This is a genomic window from Pseudomonas sp. S4_EA_1b, assembly GCF_016307435.1.
In the GTDB taxonomy this organism is placed as follows: Bacteria; Pseudomonadota; Gammaproteobacteria; order Pseudomonadales; family Pseudomonadaceae; genus Aquipseudomonas; species Aquipseudomonas rhodesiae.
In genome coordinates this window covers 16,236-32,271 of sequence record NZ_JAEILC010000020.1, presented here as the reverse complement: position 1 = coordinate 32,271, position 16,036 = coordinate 16,236, and the positions used below count along the sequence as shown (strand labels likewise).

The window sequence follows — 16,036 nt, the reverse complement described above, 5'->3', positions numbered from 1 at the left end:
CCACCCAGCCCCCCCAGCAACGGCACCACAGCGCTGCCGTCTTCGGCCACCGCGAGGACCGCAGGCTCTTCGCCTTTTTCCAGCAGCAACGGCGCCAGGGTGCGAATCACGATGCCGGCCGCGCACAACGCAATCAACGGCGTGCCCTGTTGATAGAGCTGGCGCAGGGTGGTGCCGAACTCGTTGTAGAGGGTGTCCGCACCCTCAATACGCCCCGCCAGGCCGTGGATCAGCGCGCCAGGGTAAACCTGCTGGATCTTGCGCGCCGTGGCCAAGCTGCCTTGGCCCAGGATGACAATCGCCGGGCGCATCATCCTTGCCACCGTTCACCGGGCACGATGATCAGTGAAAAATATGGCGACGACATCGGTTCCACTTGATCCAGCGGCACAATCTTCTGGTTGGCCATGGTCGCGCGTTCCACATACAGCGCGCGTTCGGCCAGGCCGAGTTCTTCGAGCACCTGGCGCACCTTGGGGAAATTGCGCCCCAGCTTCATGATCACCGCCGCGTCAGCGTCCGCCAGGCGGCGCTTGAGGTCGTCATGGGGCAACACGCCCGAAAGCACCGACAAGCTCTGGTTGCGATACACCAGTGGCGCGCCGAGCACCGAGGCGCCGCCGAGCATTGAGCACACGCCAGGGATGACCTGCGCTTCGTAGCGCTCGGCCAGACGGTCGTGCAGGTACATATAGGAGCCGTAGAAGAACGGGTCGCCTTCGCAGATCACCGCCACGTCGCGGCCGGCATCCAGGTGCGCGGCCACATCGACGCTGGCGGTGTCGTAGAAATCGCTGATCACCTGCTCGTAGGACAGCGGTGCCGGCAGCGCTTCGGTGGTCACCGGGTACACCAGCGGCATCAGGGTCTGCTGTGGCACCAGGTGGTCTTCGATGATGCCGAAGGCGTTACCCTTCTTGCCCTTGGCCACGAAGTACGCCACCACCGGCGACTCACGCAGCAGGCGCAGCGCCTTGACGGTGATCAGTTCAGGATCGCCGGGGCCCACGCCCAGGCCGATCAAGCGTCCGCGCGCCGACATTATTCAACCTCCGTGGCGAGAGCATTCACCGCCGCGGCGGCCATGGCGCTGCCGCCCAGGCGACCTTGCATGATCACGAACGGCACGCCACGGCTGTCGGCGGCCAGCATCGCCTTGGATTCGGCGGCACCGACAAACCCCACCGGAAAGCCCAGGATCAACGCCGGTTTCGGTGCGCCGGCATCGAGCATCTCCAGCAGATAGAACAGCGCCGTCGGCGCGTTGCCGATCACCACCACGCTGCCCTCCAAGTGTGGGCGCCACAGTTCCAGGGCGGCGGCGGAACGGGTGTTGCCCAGCTCCCGCGCCAGTTCCGGCACGCTGTCGTCACGCAGGGTGCAGATCACGGGGTTGTTGGCCGGCAGGCGCGCACGGGTCACACCCTCGGAGACCATGCGCGCGTCGCACAGGATCGGCGCGCCGGCGGCCAGTGCATCGCGCCCGGCTTTGCCTGCGCCGTCGGAAAACTGCAAGCCGTCGATGGCCTCGACCATGCCGCAGGCATGAATCACGCGCACCGCGAGTTTTTCCAAATCAGCCGGGATACGGGCCAAGTTGGCTTCCGCGCGAATAATGGCGAAGGAGTTGCGATAGATCTCCTGACCGTCGCGGATGTAATCAATCATCGGTGTTGCTCCGTGGGCGGGCACGCAGCAAGGTGCCCGTCGCTTCAATAGAAAGGGTGCGCGCCTGCAGCCGGCCAAAACCGGGCTGGGCTGCATCGCGAAAATAGACGTCGTAGTGACCGGGGCTCACCGCCAGCAAGGTAACCGGCGCGGTGTGCGCCGCAGCGCAGGAGCGCGGGCAGCCGGACAGGTGCACCTCCATGCCGGGTTGCAGCGCGGCCAGTTGCACAGCGTCAGCTTTGGTATCGGCCAGGGCTTTGCCGCAACCGCTGGAACCGGTGCAGGCGATCATGCGCGCGAGGGGATCGTCGATTGCACACAGGAAGCCCAACTGCGCCAAGCGCTGGGTCACCGCGACCGGACGCTCGATATTGGGCAGCAACACGCCCTGCCAAGGGGTCAGGCGCAACGTCCCATCGCCGTACTCGCAGGCCAGTTGCGCGGCGCCCTTGAGCATCATCGAGTCCAGGCGGCCCAACGGCGCGCCTGCCGCGACATAGAACTGATTCTTTTGCTCTTGTGGATAACTTCCGATGTGCAGCAACGCGCCAGTGGCCGGGCGTTTGAAGCCCTCCACCGACAGCAGCGGCAGACGCAGGCGGCGCATGAGGTTATCCACATCCAGATGGCGCATGCGGGTTTGCTCGGGGGTCGCCAGGTCGAGAAAAGCTTCCAGCACTGCCACCACCAGCGTATGGCCCTGCTCCAGCGGCACCGCCGCCACGGGGGCATCCTGGCCTGGGCAGCCGGCCAGGCCGAACGCCAGCAATGTCTTGCCATCGCGCACAAACGCCGATAGCCACAGGTCATGGTGATGGTCGAGCATCGCCAGGGCCTCGCCGCCATCCAACTGGATCGCGAACTTGGCCGACAGTTGGTGAAACCGCGAATGGTTTTGCAAGGTGGCGAGAATCTGCTCGGCCAGCGGGCGGGTATCGAACAGCATCTGTGGGTCAATGCCGGCGCTGGGGCTGAGCATCAGGTTGCGCACGTCATCGCCGGCGGGGTTATTCGGCCCAAGATCGGCGGCGAGCAGCAGGGCAATCAACGCGTCCTGCTCGGCGCCGATGCCGCGAATCTGCAGATTGGCGCGATTGGTCGCCTCGATCACCCCACCGGCATAGGCTTGGGCGGCGTCCGCCACCGCGTGGGCCTGGGCGGCGGTGATGGAACCGCCGGCCAATTTGATCCGGCAGATGCCGCCATCCAGAGCTTGGACAATACGCAGCAACCCCGGACAAGCCGAGGGGCGCAAGGTATTCACAGCGGGCGTTGGCTTCACGGGGCTACCGGTTCATGGGCAAAGGCGCGGTATTATGCCTGCTTTGTCCGGCGGCATGAAAAGCCTGCCCGTCGGATGTCGTTCAAGGAATCCCTATGTCGCCCTGGCTGACGGTAGTAGGCATCGGTGAAGACGGCTTCAAGGGCCTGGGCAGGAACGCCCGGCACGCCCTGTTGCGCGCCTCACGGATTATCGGCGGGCAACGCCAGTTGGATCTGTTGCCGATGTGTATTCGGGGCGAGCGGCAATTATGGCCGAGCCCGTTTTCCCTGGAGCCGGTGTTGGCGCGGCGCGGTGAGCCTGTGTGCGTGCTGGCCAGCGGCGACCCGATGTTCTACGGCGTAGGGGCCAGCCTGGCGCGGCAAGTGGCCGCACAGGAGTTGCTGATCTTGCCGGCGCCGTCGTCGGTGTCGTTGGCGGCGGCGCGGTTGGGCTGGCCGTTGCAGGACGTAGTGACGCTCTCCGTGGTGGCGCGCCCGTTGGTGGCGCTTAACGCGCATCTGGCCAGCGGCGTGCGGTTGTTGGTGTTGAGCAATGACGGTCGCAGCCCTGCCTTGATCGCCTCGCTATTGGCTGAGTCAGGCTTTGGACCTAGCCGGTTGAGCGTGTTCGAACACCTGGGCGGGGCGCAGGAACAACGCATCGATGGGTTGGCGCAGGCGTGGCAACACGCATGCGTAGCCGATTTGAACCTGGTTGCCATCGACTGTGTGGCGGATGCCACGGCGCCGCGCCTGTCGCGCCTGGCGGGGTTGCCCGATTCGGCGTTCCAGCACGACGGCCAACTGACCAAGCGCGACGTGCGCGCCATGACCCTCGCCCGCCTCGCCCCCATGCCCGGCGAACTGCTGTGGGATGTGGGCGCGGGCAGCGGCTCCATCGGCATCGAATGGATGCGCGCCCACCCCAGCTGCCGCGCGCTGGCGATCGAGGCCGATGAAGGCCGCCAAACCCTGATCGAACACAACCGCGACGCCCTTGGTGTACCCGGCCTGCAGCTGATACGCGGCAAAGCGCCGGATGCGTTGCAAGGCCTTGAAGCCCCGGACGCGATCTTCATCGGCGGCGGCGTCACCCGCGACGGCGTACTCGATACCTGCTGGCAACACCTACGCCCCGGCGGCCGGCTGGTCGCCAACGCCGTCACCCTGCAAAGCGAAATAACCCTGATGAACTGGCGCGCCCAGTACGGCGGCGAACTGACGCGCATCCATGTGGCCCAGGCCCAGCCGTTGGGCGACTTCGATACCTGGCGCCAGGCGCTGCCGATCACTTTGCTCGAAGTGATCAAGCCACTATGAACAGGATTCTGCTGCTGGGGGGTGTGACCGAGGCCCTCGCCATTGCCCGCACATTGGGCGCGCAGCACATCTACAGTTTGGCGGGGGTGGGGCGTGTACCGACCGATCTCAGTTGCCAAGTGCGTGTCGGAGGTTATGGCGGCGCTGAGGGCCTGGCGCAGTTTGTCCGGGATGAAGGAATCAGCCTGATCCTCGACGCGACCCATCCCTATGCGGCGCAGATCAGCCGTAACGCCGCCGAAGCTGCGCGGTTGAGTGGCATCCCTTGCTGGGCCCTGCGCCGTCCGGTGTGGCAGCCGCAGGCCGGAGATGACTGGCGCGAAGTGAGTGACTGGGCCGAGCTGATCGAAGCCCTGAAACCCTTCAAGCGCCCGCTCTTCACCTTGGGCCGCGAACCGTTGCAGCACCTCGACGAAATCCCCGCCGAGCAATTCTGGACACTGCGCGCATTGGATGTGTACCCCGGCAATGATCGCTGTGAAGTGATTGGCGCACGCGGGCCGTTTCTGCTCGAAGACGAACGCGCGCTGTTTGAACGGCGTGGGATCGATGTACTGATCAGCAAGAACAGCGGCAGTGCCGCCACCGAGCCGAAGCTGGAAGTGGCGCGGGAACGCGGGGTGCCAGTGCTGGTGTTGAAGCGGCCAGTGTTGGCGGCGGTGGACCGAGAATTCACAGCCGTGTCAGCGCTGCTACAGGCAATACACACTCGTGGAGCACCACAAACCTAATAAACCTAATGTGGGAGGGGGCTTGCCCCCGATGGCGATAGTTCAGCCAGCAAATCAGCGACTGACACAACGCTATCGGGGGCAAGCCCCCTCCCACCTTGTTTGTTGTGGCGTTAGCGGCTTGTGGCTATCGCCTGCTCCGCAGCCGAGCAATCGCTACTCAGCGCATTGGCAGAGGCTTCGCTGAGGTTGACCAACAGGTCTTCGGTGCTGATGCCAGCGGCTACGGTGAACAGACGCCGATACCACCCGAGCGGTCGCCGATTTTTACCCCGCCTTAAACGCAGAATCCACCTACAGAAACTTCCGAGCCAGCTGGCTGGCTCAGCCAAAAGCCCCCGCCCTAACCTCCCGTTTCGCGGTTTTGCGTCAGCGCCCGCGAAGGGAGCACGCCGTTTCGACAACGTGTCACAGCTTGCCAACTTGTATCCTGAGGAATACGATCCATGACAATCGAGTTCAATGAAACCATTGAGTTTGCCAACTGGCTGGAAGCTGTTCGGGACCCGTTCGTAAAAGTTCGTGTGGTCAAGAGAGTGCGAATGGCTGAAGCCGGAAATTTTGGCGACTGCGAATCAGTGGGGGATGGAGTGTTTGAAATGCGGATCCATTACGGCCCTGGGTATCGCGTTTACTTCACCCGCCGAGACGAAGTGGTTTATCTATTACTAATCGGCGGTGATAAATCAACACAGAGCAGAGACATCAAACGTGCAAAGCAAATTGCGATAAATTTTGGTAGTGAGGAATAAATTATGAGCGAGTCCTTTTCCCGCTTCGATGCGGCAAAATATCTGAAAACCCCTCTGGAAATGGCTGCATATTTAGAGACCTGCTTTGAGGATGATGCTGGCGATGGTCTATTGATTCGCACCGCTCTCAACGACATCGCCCGCGCCCAAGGCATGACCCAAGTAGCCCGCGACGCGGGCCTCGGCAGAGAAAGTCTGTACAAAGCCCTCTCCAGCAGTGGCAATCCCGAGTTCGCGACTATCATGAAAGTCATGAAAGCGTTGGGCCTCAAGCTGCACGCCACCGTGATCTGATAGCACTGCGACACCAAACCACACCGCCGCTTTTTACTTATCCCCGCCGATCAGGCTAAATACCGGCCTGATCGTTAACCCTACGGATTGTCCGCCATGGCCCGTCAACGCTTTGCAATTGCCTGGATCGCCTGCCTTGCAGTGCTGTTCAACGCGTTTGCCATGCCGCTGGCCGGAGCGATGCAGCAGTCCAAGGACCCTGTACAGCAAATGCTGTGGGGCAGTTTCTGTTCATCCAATGGCGCCAGCCTCAAAACTATCGAACTGGGCAAACTGGAGATTCCGGCACCGCAGCCGAACGACCATTCCGCCATGCAGCATTGCTGGTGTTGCTCCGGTTCACCTTCGCTGGTGGCATTGCCGGGGCATGCGCCGCAGTTGTATGTGACGCGCTTCGAGCCGCTACAAAGCCTGTCGCCGCCGTCATTGCAGACCCCCACCCCGCGCCAGCAATGGCCGAGCCTCAACCCCCGCGCCTCTCCATCGGTCTAGTCTTTTTCGCAAGTGAACTGCGTTTAGAACCGTTCTGGAGAACTGCCATGCTCAAATCTTCCCTGCTTCTGGCCGCGTTGCTGCTGCCGGTGTTCAGTGCTGCCAATGCTCAAGACTACAAGGCCGGCGACCTGCTGGTCAGCAATCCCTGGTCCCAGGAGTTGCCACCCAATGCGCCCACCGTCGCGGCGTATTTCGTGGTGCATAACACCGCAGAAACACCGGACCGCCTGCTCAGCGCCGAGACGCCAGTGGCGCAAGAGGCGCAGTTGCACGAGCACGTCATGCAAGGCGCCCTGATGAAAATGCAAGAGGTGCCCAACGTGGCCGTGCCGGCCAAAGGCGATCTGACGTTCGCGCCCATGGCCTACCATGTGATGTTGCTGGGCCTCAAAGACCGCAGCCTGCTGGCCGATGGCAAACAGTTCCCGCTGACCCTGACCTTCGAAAAGGCCGGCAAGGTCGAGGTGCAAGTGTCAGTGCAGAAAATGCCGCCCATAGCCAGTCACGAGCACCAGCACCCGCAATAGGCTGAAGCTCGATGGGCGCCCCTCGCGCCAGGTTGTCTCCCCGCCGCCGTGTAACGCGCGGCAGTTGGATCAGCCTGTTCGCCATGCTGATGATCTTTATCGGTCCGCTGATTTCCCAAGCGATGCCGATGGATCATCACGCCGGTATGTCCATGGCAATGCCCATGGAGATGCCCGCTGACCACGGCGACTCCCATCATCCCAAAGCCCCTAGCGAGCACCACGCGCTGTGGGCCAAATGCGGCTACTGCGAGCTGCTGTTCAGTTGCCCGGCCCTGCCCGGCAACGCGTCCTTCGTGGCCGTCGGCGCCCCACCGCCGGCCAACGCCCTCACCCCCGCCACGCGCCTGGGCCATGCCCGGCAGAGCATCTTCCCCGGCGCCCGCAGCCGTGCGCCGCCCATCGCAACGTAAGCACTCAAACCCGTTACTTCACCCCGGCCGACTTTAGACAGACAGCCGCAGGCTGCTGGCCGTGTTGTTTACGATTGATTGATGGAATTTGTCATGTCCAGGTTTTCTGCTGACTCCCGTTTGGGAAGCACCCCCGTGTTCGCCGTTCTGTGCGGCGCACTGCTGGTTCCGATGGCCCACGCCGACGAACATGAATTGAGCCCCACGGTGATCACCGCAATCGCCCCCAGCTCGTCGCTGACCGTGGCCACCAACCCCAAGGATCCCCGTCAACCGGTGCCCGCCAGCGATGGCGGCGACTACCTCAAGACCATCCCCGGCTTCGCCCTGGTGCGTAACGGCGGCACCAATGGCGACCCGGTGCTGCGCGGCATGTTCGGTTCGCGCCTGAATATCCTTACCAACGGCAGCATGATGCTCGGGGCCTGTCCCGGCCGTATGGATGCGCCTACCTCGTACATTTCGCCGGAAACCTACGACACCCTCACCGTGATCAAAGGCCCGCAAACCGTACTCTGGGGCCCGGGCGCCTCGGCCGGCACGATCCTGTTCGACCGGGAGCCTGAGCACTTCGGCGAACTCGGCACGCGGCTCAACGCCAGTGTGCTGGCCGGCTCCAACGGGCGCTTCGACAAGGTCATCGATGCCGCCGCCGGCGGGCCGCTGGGCTACGTGCGAGTGATCGGCAACCAGGCCCACGCCGATGACTACAAGGACGGCAATAACGACACGGTCGCCTCGCGCTATGACAAGTGGAACGGTGACGTTGCGGTGGGTTTCACCCCCGACGCCGACACCTTGCTGGAACTCACCGCTGGCCGTGGCGACGGCGAAGCGCGCTACGCCGGGCGCGGCATGGACGGCTCGCAGTTTCTGCGCGAGAGCCTGGGGCTGCGCTTCGAAAAGTCGAATATCGGCGAGGTGCTGGACAAGGTCGAAGCCCAGGTTTACTACAACTACGCCGACCATGTGATGGACAACTACAGCCTGCGCACGCCGTCGGGCACCGGGATGATGGCCGGGCCCATGGCCTCCAACGTCGACCGACGCACCCTCGGCGCCCGCATCAAGGCCACTTGGCGCTGGGCCGACGTGCAGTTGATCGGCGGCCTGGACGCCCAGACCAACGAACACCGCCAACGCAGCAGCATGGGCATCGACACCTACAAAAATCTGCCGCGCGACAAGGACGCCGACTTCCACAACTACGGCGTGTTTGGCGAACTCACCTGGTACGCCGCCGACCGTGATCGCCTGGTCAGCGGCGCGCGCCTGGACCGCGCCTCGGCCAAGGACTTTCGCCAGACCACCGGCTCGGGCATGAGCAAACGCGCCAACCCCACTGCCGATGAGACCCGCGCCGACACTTTGCCGTCGGGCTTTATGCGCTATGAGCACGACCTGGCGGACAGCCCCACGACTGTCTACGCCGGGCTCGGCCATTCGCAGCGTTTCCCGGATTACTGGGAGCTGTTTTCGCCCAACACCGGCGCGGTCGGTTCGGTGAATGCATTCGAAGGTGTGAAGCCGGAAAAAACCACCCAGCTCGACGTCGGCGCGCAGTACAAAACCGACACGCTGGAAGCCTGGGCGTCGGGCTACGTCGGCCAGGTGCGCGACTTTATCCTGTTCGATTACAAGCCCGGCATGATGGGCACCACCTCCCAGGCACGCAATGTGGACGCACGCATCATGGGCGGCGAACTGGGCGCGGCTTACAAATTGACCCAGCACTGGAAAGCCGATGCGACCCTGGCCTACGCCTGGGGCAAGAACAGCAGCGACGGCAAGGCCCTGCCGCAAATGCCGCCGCTGGATACCCGCCTGAGCCTGACGTACAGCGAGGATAACTGGAGCGCCGGAGCCCTGTGGCGGGTAGTCGCGGCGCAAAACCGCATCGACCAGAACAAAGGCAATGTGGTCGGCAAGGACTATGACAAGAGCGGCGGGTTTGGCGTGTTCTCGCTGAACGGGGCTTATCGCATCAATAAAAACTTCAAAGTCAGCACCGGCGTCGACAACCTGTTCGGCAAGGCCTACGCCGAGCACTTGAACCTGGCCGGCAACGCCGGGTTCGGCTACCCGGCGAGCGATCCGCAAGCCCTCAAGGAGCCGGGGCGCACGCTCTGGACCAAGGTGGACATGAGCTTCTAAAAGCATTGGGGGCAAGCCCCTCCCACATTTTGAAATGCGCACCCAATGTGGGAGGGGGCTTGCCCCCGATGGCGGTACATCTGAAACAAAAAAACCAAAGCCTTGCGGAGCCTCTGATGAGCACTCAAAAAGTTTCCTTCTACAACCTGGCCTGGCGCTGGCATTTCTACGCCGGCCTGTTTGTTGCCCCCTTTATGGTGCTGCTGGCCCTGACCGGCATCATCTACCTGTTCAAACCCCAGCTCGATCCGCTGATGTACGGCGACCTGCTCACGGTGCAAAGCGCCGAACACGCGCTGAGTGCCGACGAGCAACTGCAACGGGCCCAGGCGGCCTTTCCGCTGGGCAAGATCAGCAAATACCTACCGCCGGCCACCGCCACCAGCAGCGCACAGTTTGTGATGCACAACGATGGCCGCGAAGTGACGGTATTTGTCGACCCCTATCGCGGCACCGTGCTCGGCGAGCAGGACGCCCAATACAATCTGCAAGCCATCGCCCGCGCGCTGCATGGTGAATTGATGATCGGCACCACCGGCGATCGCTTGGTAGAACTCGCCGCCGGTTGGGGCGTGATGCTGGTGGTGTCCGGCCTGTACCTGTGGTGGCCGCGCGGCAAGTCTTCAGCCGGCGTGCTGTGGCCACGTCTCGGCAGTCGCGGGCGGCTGTTCTGGCGCGATCTGCACGCGGTGGTGGGCTTCTGGGGCGCGGCGTTTCTGCTGGTGATGCTGCTCAGCGGCATGACGTGGACCGGCTTCTGGGGCAAGCAATACGCCGAGCTCTGGAACCGCTTCCCCGCAGCGATGTGGAACGACGTGCCGCAATCCGATCAGCAAGCGCGGGCACTCAACACCGCGACGCAACAGACCGTGCCCTGGGCCATGGAAAACACGCCGATGCCGATGTCCGGCGACCATGCCGAACACATGAATCACGGCGCCATGCATTCGGGCCCGGCTGCGCCAACCGTGCGCCTGCAACAGGTGGTCGACCTCGCCACCGCGCGCCAAGTCGAGCCCGGCTACAGCATCACCTTCCCCACCACCGCCAACGGCGTATTCACCATCGCCGTGTTCGCCGACGACCCGCGCAACGACGCGACCCTGCATGTGGATCAATACACCGGCAAGGTCCTGGCCGACGTGCGCTGGGCGCACTACAACCTGGTCGCGCGGGCCACCGAGACCGGCGTGATGCTGCACGAAGGCAAGATGTTCGGCTGGGTCAACCAACTGCTCGTGTTGTTGATCTGCCTGATGATCCTGCTCAGCGCGGTCAGCGGCGTGGTGATCTGGTGGAGGCGCCGGCCCCAGGGCGGGCTCGGGGTGCCGCCATTGCGCCATGACCTGCCGAAGTGGAAAACCGCGATGGCCATCATGCTGGCGCTGGCGATCACCTTCCCCTTGGTGGGCGCCTCGTTGATTGCGGTGTGGGTGCTGGATCGCCTGGTGCTGTCGCGGTGGTTCGGGCAAGACCAATCGGCGCGCCCATGACACAAGCCGGGGCCAACGCACCAGTGCAGTGCCGGCCCCGCACCACGGCCAGGTTCAGGCGCCGATTCGGTGCAGAGCCTGGCCGCCAGCGCGGTGTGAGCGCCGTATTCACTCGTTAGGGCAAGCAGGCACAGCCCTTGCAATCACCGGAGTATCTGTCCAACAACAACACTTGGGTACTCGGAGATCGCACCATGAAGCGTCGCAGCTTGATCAAGGCTTTCACTCTTTCGGCATCCATTGCCGCCATGGGCATGACGTGGACCGTCCAGGCCGCCGAGACCATCAAGGTCGGCATCCTGCACTCGCTGTCCGGGACCATGGCTATCTCCGAAACGTCGCTTAAGGACATGGCGTTGATGACCATCGACGAGATCAACGCCAAGGGTGGTGTGAACGGAAAAATGTTGGAGCCTGTGGTGGTTGACCCGGCGTCGAACTGGCCGCTGTTCGCTGAAAAAGGCCGGCAGTTGCTGACCCAGGACAAAGTCGCCGTGGTGTTCGGCTGCTGGACTTCCGTGTCGCGCAAATCCGTATTGCCGGTGTTCGAAGAACTCAACGGTCTGCTGTTCTACCCGGTGCAGTACGAAGGCGAAGAGATGTCGCCGAACGTGTTCTACACCGGTGCCGCGCCGAACCAGCAGGCGATCCCGGCCGTTGAATACCTGATGAGCGAGGAAGGCGGCAGCGCCAAGCGTTTCTTCCTGCTCGGCACCGACTACGTGTACCCGCGCACCACCAACAAAATCCTACGCTCGTTCCTGCATTCCAAAGGCGTAGCGGATAAAGACATCGAAGAGGTCTACACCCCGTTCGGCCATGCCGATTACCAGACCATTGTCGCCAACATCAAGAAGTTCTCGGCCGGCGGCAAGACTGCCGTGATCTCCACCGTCAACGGCGACTCCAACGTGCCGTTCTACAAAGAGCTGGCCAACCAGGGCCTCAAAGCGACCGAAGTGCCGGTAGTGGCGTTCTCGGTGGGCGAAGAAGAACTGCGCGGCATCGACACCAAGCCGTTGGTGGGCAACCTCGCCGCCTGGAACTACTTCCAGTCGGTGGAGAACCCGGTGAACCAGAAATTCGTCGCCGACTGGAAAGCCTACGCGAAGAAACACAACCTGCCGGGCGCCGACAAAGCCGTGACCAACGACCCGATGGAAGCCACCTACGTGGGTATCCATATGTGGGCGCAGGCGGCGGAGAAAGCCAAGTCCACCGACGTCGACAAAGTGCGTGAAGCGCTGGGCGGCCAGACCTTCGCCGCGCCGTCGGGCTTTACCCTGACCATGGACAAGACCAACCACCACCTGCACAAGCCGGTGATGATCGGCGAGATCCAGGCCGACGGGCAGTTCTCGGTGGTATGGCAGACCCAGGAGCCGATCCGGGCGCAGCCGTGGAGCCCATACATCCCAGGCAATGACAAAAAGCCGGACTATGCGGTGAAGAGCAACTAAGCCCCACCACAGGCCAACTGTGGGAGCGGGCTTGCCCCCTCCCACACGATCAGGACATTTTGTATGCCCACTGCCCTGCACCGTTTCATCGTCACAGCCTTGCTGTTGCTGCCGTTGCTGGTACACGCCGGCGACGCCGAAGACTTCCTGGCCGCCAACCCGACGCAACAGGCCAAGCTGTTGCAGGACTGGGCCGCCAACCCCGACCCTGCGCGCATCGAGCTGGTGGACGCCCTGCAACAGGGCCAACTCACCGCCAATGGCGAAACCAAGACCGTGCGTTTGAACAATCGTCTGCGCGGCTTGATCGATAACGTACAGGCCAGCCAACAACTGCTGGCCGCCGACCCCAAAGTGCGTCTGGCGGCTGCGCAAACCCTGCAAAAAAGCGCCCAGCCGGCGCAATTGAAATTCCTCGACCAGCAGGTCGCCGCCGAAACCAATGAGGACGTACACACCGCCCTCAGCCTGGCCCTGGCCAACCTGCAACTGGTCGACGCCGACCCGGCGATACGCCTGGCCGCCGTGCGCCTGCTCGGCAGCACCGGCGACCCGCTGGCGCGCACGCGCCTGGAAGCGCTGCTGGCGCCGGGCGTGGAAACCGACGCCGCCGTGCATACCGCCGCCGAAACCAGCTTGGCCCAAGTCAAACGCAAACTGATGCTGGGTGAAATCCTCGGTCAGGCGTTCAGCGGCATGTCCCTGGGCTCGATCCTGCTGCTGGCCGCCCTCGGCCTGGCGATCACCTTCGGCCTGCTCGGCGTGATCAATATGGCGCACGGCGAGATGCTGATGCTCGGCGCCTATTCCACCTATGTGGTGCAGTTGCTGATGCAGCGCTACGTGCCCGCGGCCATCGAGTTCTACCCCTTGATCGCGTTGCCGGTGGCCTTCTTTGTCACCGCCGCCATCGGCATGGCGTTGGAACGCACGGTGATTCGTCACCTGTACGGTCGACCGCTGGAAACCCTGCTGGCCACCTGGGGCATCAGCCTGATGCTGATCCAACTGGTGCGTCTGGTGTTCGGTGCGCAGAACGTCGAAGTGTCCAACCCGGCATGGCTGTCCGGTGGTATTCAAGTACTGCCCAACCTGGTGTTGCCGTACAACCGCATCGTGATCATCGCCTTCGCGCTGTGCGTGGTGGTGTTGACCTGGCTGCTGTTGAACAAGACGCGCCTGGGGCTCAACGTGCGTGCCGTGACCCAGAACCGCAACATGGCCGCCTGCTGCGGTGTACCCACCGGGCGTGTGGATATGCTCGCGTTCGGCCTGGGTTCCGGCATCGCCGGCTTGGGCGGTGTCGCACTCAGCCAGATCGGCAACGTCGGCCCGGACCTGGGCCAGAGCTACATCATCGACTCGTTCCTGGTGGTTGTACTCGGCGGCGTCGGCCAACTGGCCGGTAGCGTCATGGCCGCCTTCGGCCTGGGCATCGCCAACAAGATTCTGGAGCCGCAGATCGGCGCGGTGCTGGGCAAGATCCTGATCCTCGCGCTGATCATTCTGTTTATCCAGAAACGCCCGCAAGGACTCTTCGCACTGAAAGGACGGGTGATCGACTGATGAACCAGCCATTGATGCTCACGGCCACGCAAAAGGCCGGCCCCAAGGTGACCATCGCCGTGGGCGCGGTGATCCTGGCGCTGCTGCTGGCGTTGCCATTGCTGTCGCTGTTGCCGGTGGGCAACGCCTTGCACGTATCGGCCTACACCCTGACCCTGGTGGGCAAAATCCTGTGCTATGCCATCGTCGCCCTGGCCTTGGACTTGGTGTGGGGTTACGCCGGGATGCTGTCCCTCGGCCACGGTTTGTTCTTTGCCCTGGGCGGTTACGCGATGGGCATGTACCTGATGCGCCAGGCCGCCGGTAGTGAGCTGCCGGCATTTATGACCTTTTTATCGTGGACCGAATTGCCCTGGTATTGGGCCGGCACCGATCACTTCCTCTGGGCCTTGTGCCTGGTAGTGCTGGCGCCGGGGTTGCTGGCCCTGGTGTTCGGGTTCTTCGCCTTTCGCTCGCGAATCAAGGGCGTGTATTTCTCGATCATGACCCAGGCCCTGACCTTTGCCGGCATGCTGCTGTTCTTTCGCAACGAGACCGGCTTTGGCGGCAACAACGGCTTCACCAACTTTCGCAGCATCCTCGGCTTCGGCATCACCGAGCCGGGCACGCGGGCGGTGTTGTTCCTGGCCACGGTGCTGTTGCTGGTGGCGAGTCTGTTCATCGGCTGGCGCCTGGCGCGCAGCAAGTTCGGCCGGGTGCTGACCGCCCTGCGCGACGCCGAGAACCGCCTGATGTTCTGCGGCTACGACCCACGCGGCTTCAAGCTGTTCGTGTGGGTGTTGAGCGCGGTGCTGTGCGGCCTGGCCGGGGCGCTGTATGTGCCGCAGGTGGGCATCATCAACCCCAGCGAAATGTCGCCGACCAACTCTATCGAAGCCGCCGTGTGGGTGGCCCTGGGCGGGCGCGGCACGCTGATCGGTCCGCTGCTGGGTGCCGGGGTGGTCAACGGCATGAAGAGCTGGTTCACCGTGGCCTTCCCGGAATACTGGCTGTTCTTCCTCGGGGCGCTGTTCATCATCGTCACCCTGTACCTGCCCAAGGGCGTGATCGGGCTGCTGAAGAAATGAGGAATGTGATGCTTGAACCTATTCTCGATGCAGGCAGCGGCCGCGACGCCATCGGCTTGGGCCAGGTGGCCGGCAAGGGCCTGAACACCCGCCATGGCACCATCCTGACCCTGGAAGATATCAGCGTGAGCTTCGATGGTTTCAAGGCGCTCAACGACTTGAACCTGTACATCGGCGTCGGCGAACTGCGCTGCATCATCGGCCCCAACGGCGCGGGCAAAACCACGCTGATGGACGTGATTACCGGCAAGACCCGCCCCAGCCACGGCAATGCCTGGTTCGGCGAAACCCTGGACCTGACCAGCCTGAGCGAAGTGCAGATCGCCCAGGCCGGCATCGGTCGCAAGTTCCAGAAACCCACGGTGTTCGAAGCTCTCAGCGTGTTCGAAAACCTGGAGCTGGCGCAAAAGACCGACAAGTCGGTATGGGCCAGCCTGCGTGCGCGCCTGAGCGGCGAACAAAAGGATCGTATCGATGAAGTGCTCGACACCATCCGCCTCAGCGCTTCGGTGCATCGCCCGGCCGGGCTGCTGTCCCACGGCCAAAAGCAATTCCTGGAAATCGGCATGCTGTTGATGCAAGACCCGCAGTTGCTGTTGCTGGACGAACCGGTGGCCGGCATGACCGACGCCGAAACCGAATTCACCGCCGAACTGTTCAAGGGCCTGGCGGGCAAGCATTCGCTGATGGTGGTGGAACACGACATGGGCTTTGTCGGCGCGATTGCCGACCACGTGACGGTGTTGCACCAGGGCAGCGTGCTGGCCGAAGGATCGCTGGAGCAGGTGCAGGAAAATGAGCGGGTGATCGAGGTGTACCTCGGTCGCTAAGGA

16 protein-coding genes and 1 pseudogene are annotated in these 16,036 nt (G+C 63.2%); 13 read left to right on the top strand and 4 right to left on the bottom strand.

From position 1 onward, the window contains the following. The 4 genes and pseudogenes from YA0848_RS07465 to cobG form a co-directional block, all read right to left on the bottom strand. Positions 1–311: pseudogene (locus tag YA0848_RS07465) on the bottom strand (cobalt-precorrin 5A hydrolase); the annotation flags it as partial. Continuing rightward, positions 311–1,045, bottom strand: coding sequence for a precorrin-2 C(20)-methyltransferase (locus YA0848_RS07460; protein WP_169902991.1), 735 nt, complete (start codon positions 1,043–1,045; stop codon positions 311–313). The gene YA0848_RS07460 and the pseudogene YA0848_RS07465, both read right to left, overlap by 1 nt. Next, a complete protein-coding gene (locus YA0848_RS07455; protein ID WP_034095672.1) occupies positions 1,042–1,668 on the bottom strand; it encodes a precorrin-8X methylmutase in 627 nt (208 codons plus the stop codon). The genes YA0848_RS07460 and YA0848_RS07455 overlap by 4 nt, the downstream gene beginning before the upstream one ends. Next, positions 1,661–2,950, bottom strand: coding sequence for a precorrin-3B synthase (cobG, locus tag YA0848_RS07450; protein WP_284184949.1), 1,290 nt, complete (start codon positions 2,948–2,950; stop codon positions 1,661–1,663). The genes YA0848_RS07455 and cobG overlap by 8 nt, the downstream gene beginning before the upstream one ends. Positions 2,951–3,045: 95 nt before the next feature. On the opposite strand from cobG, the gene cbiE reads away from it, so the two are divergent. The 13 genes from cbiE to urtD all read left to right on the top strand — a co-directional run bounded on the left by cbiE (position 3,046) and on the right by urtD (position 16,033). Next, positions 3,046–4,251, top strand: a complete 1,206-nt coding sequence (cbiE, locus tag YA0848_RS07445) for a precorrin-6y C5,15-methyltransferase (decarboxylating) subunit CbiE (RefSeq protein WP_169902875.1) — start codon at positions 3,046–3,048, stop codon at positions 4,249–4,251. Beyond that, positions 4,248–4,982 (top strand): cobalt-precorrin-6A reductase, encoded by a 735-nt coding sequence (locus tag YA0848_RS07440; RefSeq protein ID WP_184315982.1) that lies wholly within the window; start codon positions 4,248–4,250, stop codon positions 4,980–4,982. The genes cbiE and YA0848_RS07440 overlap by 4 nt, the downstream gene beginning before the upstream one ends. A 446-nt stretch (positions 4,983–5,428) precedes the next feature. Continuing rightward, positions 5,429–5,734, top strand: a complete 306-nt coding sequence (locus tag YA0848_RS07435) for a type II toxin-antitoxin system RelE/ParE family toxin (protein WP_034095668.1) — start codon at positions 5,429–5,431, stop codon at positions 5,732–5,734. 3 nt (positions 5,735–5,737) lie between these two features. After that, a complete protein-coding gene (locus YA0848_RS07430; protein ID WP_034095667.1) occupies positions 5,738–6,028 on the top strand; it encodes an addiction module antidote protein in 291 nt (96 codons plus the stop codon). 96 nt (positions 6,029–6,124) lie between these two features. Beyond that, on the top strand, positions 6,125–6,520 hold the full coding sequence (locus YA0848_RS07425) for a DUF2946 domain-containing protein (protein WP_034095666.1): 396 nt from the start codon (positions 6,125–6,127) through the stop codon (positions 6,518–6,520). Positions 6,521–6,567: 47 nt separating this feature from the next. Next, positions 6,568–7,050 (top strand): copper chaperone PCu(A)C, encoded by a 483-nt coding sequence (locus YA0848_RS07420; protein ID WP_169902881.1) that lies wholly within the window; start codon positions 6,568–6,570, stop codon positions 7,048–7,050. 11 nt (positions 7,051–7,061) lie between these two features. Continuing rightward, positions 7,062–7,463: a DUF2946 domain-containing protein gene (locus YA0848_RS07415; RefSeq protein WP_034095664.1), complete on the top strand. Its 402-nt coding sequence runs from the start codon at positions 7,062–7,064 to the stop codon at positions 7,461–7,463. A 93-nt stretch (positions 7,464–7,556) separates the two neighbouring features. Beyond that, positions 7,557–9,617: a TonB-dependent copper receptor gene (locus tag YA0848_RS07410; protein WP_169902883.1), complete on the top strand. Its 2,061-nt coding sequence runs from the start codon at positions 7,557–7,559 to the stop codon at positions 9,615–9,617. A gap of 116 nt (positions 9,618–9,733) precedes the next feature. Then, the gene (locus YA0848_RS07405) at positions 9,734–11,110 is read left to right on the top strand and encodes a PepSY-associated TM helix domain-containing protein (RefSeq protein ID WP_169902884.1); all 1,377 of its coding nucleotides are present in this window, start codon (positions 9,734–9,736) and stop codon (positions 11,108–11,110) included. A gap of 194 nt (positions 11,111–11,304) precedes the next feature. Further along, positions 11,305–12,570 (top strand): urea ABC transporter substrate-binding protein, encoded by a 1,266-nt coding sequence (urtA, locus tag YA0848_RS07400; RefSeq protein ID WP_034095662.1) that lies wholly within the window; start codon positions 11,305–11,307, stop codon positions 12,568–12,570. A 63-nt stretch (positions 12,571–12,633) separates the two neighbouring features. Continuing rightward, positions 12,634–14,136: an urea ABC transporter permease subunit UrtB gene (gene urtB, locus YA0848_RS07395; RefSeq protein WP_169902886.1), complete on the top strand. Its 1,503-nt coding sequence runs from the start codon at positions 12,634–12,636 to the stop codon at positions 14,134–14,136. Further along, positions 14,136–15,203, top strand: a complete 1,068-nt coding sequence (urtC, locus tag YA0848_RS07390) for an urea ABC transporter permease subunit UrtC (protein WP_169902888.1) — start codon at positions 14,136–14,138, stop codon at positions 15,201–15,203. Before urtB ends, urtC begins: the two co-directional genes overlap by 1 nt. Further along, positions 15,200–16,033 (top strand): urea ABC transporter ATP-binding protein UrtD, encoded by an 834-nt coding sequence (urtD, locus tag YA0848_RS07385; RefSeq protein WP_169902890.1) that lies wholly within the window; start codon positions 15,200–15,202, stop codon positions 16,031–16,033. The genes urtC and urtD overlap by 4 nt, the downstream gene beginning before the upstream one ends. Positions 16,034–16,036: the final 3 nt, after the last annotated feature.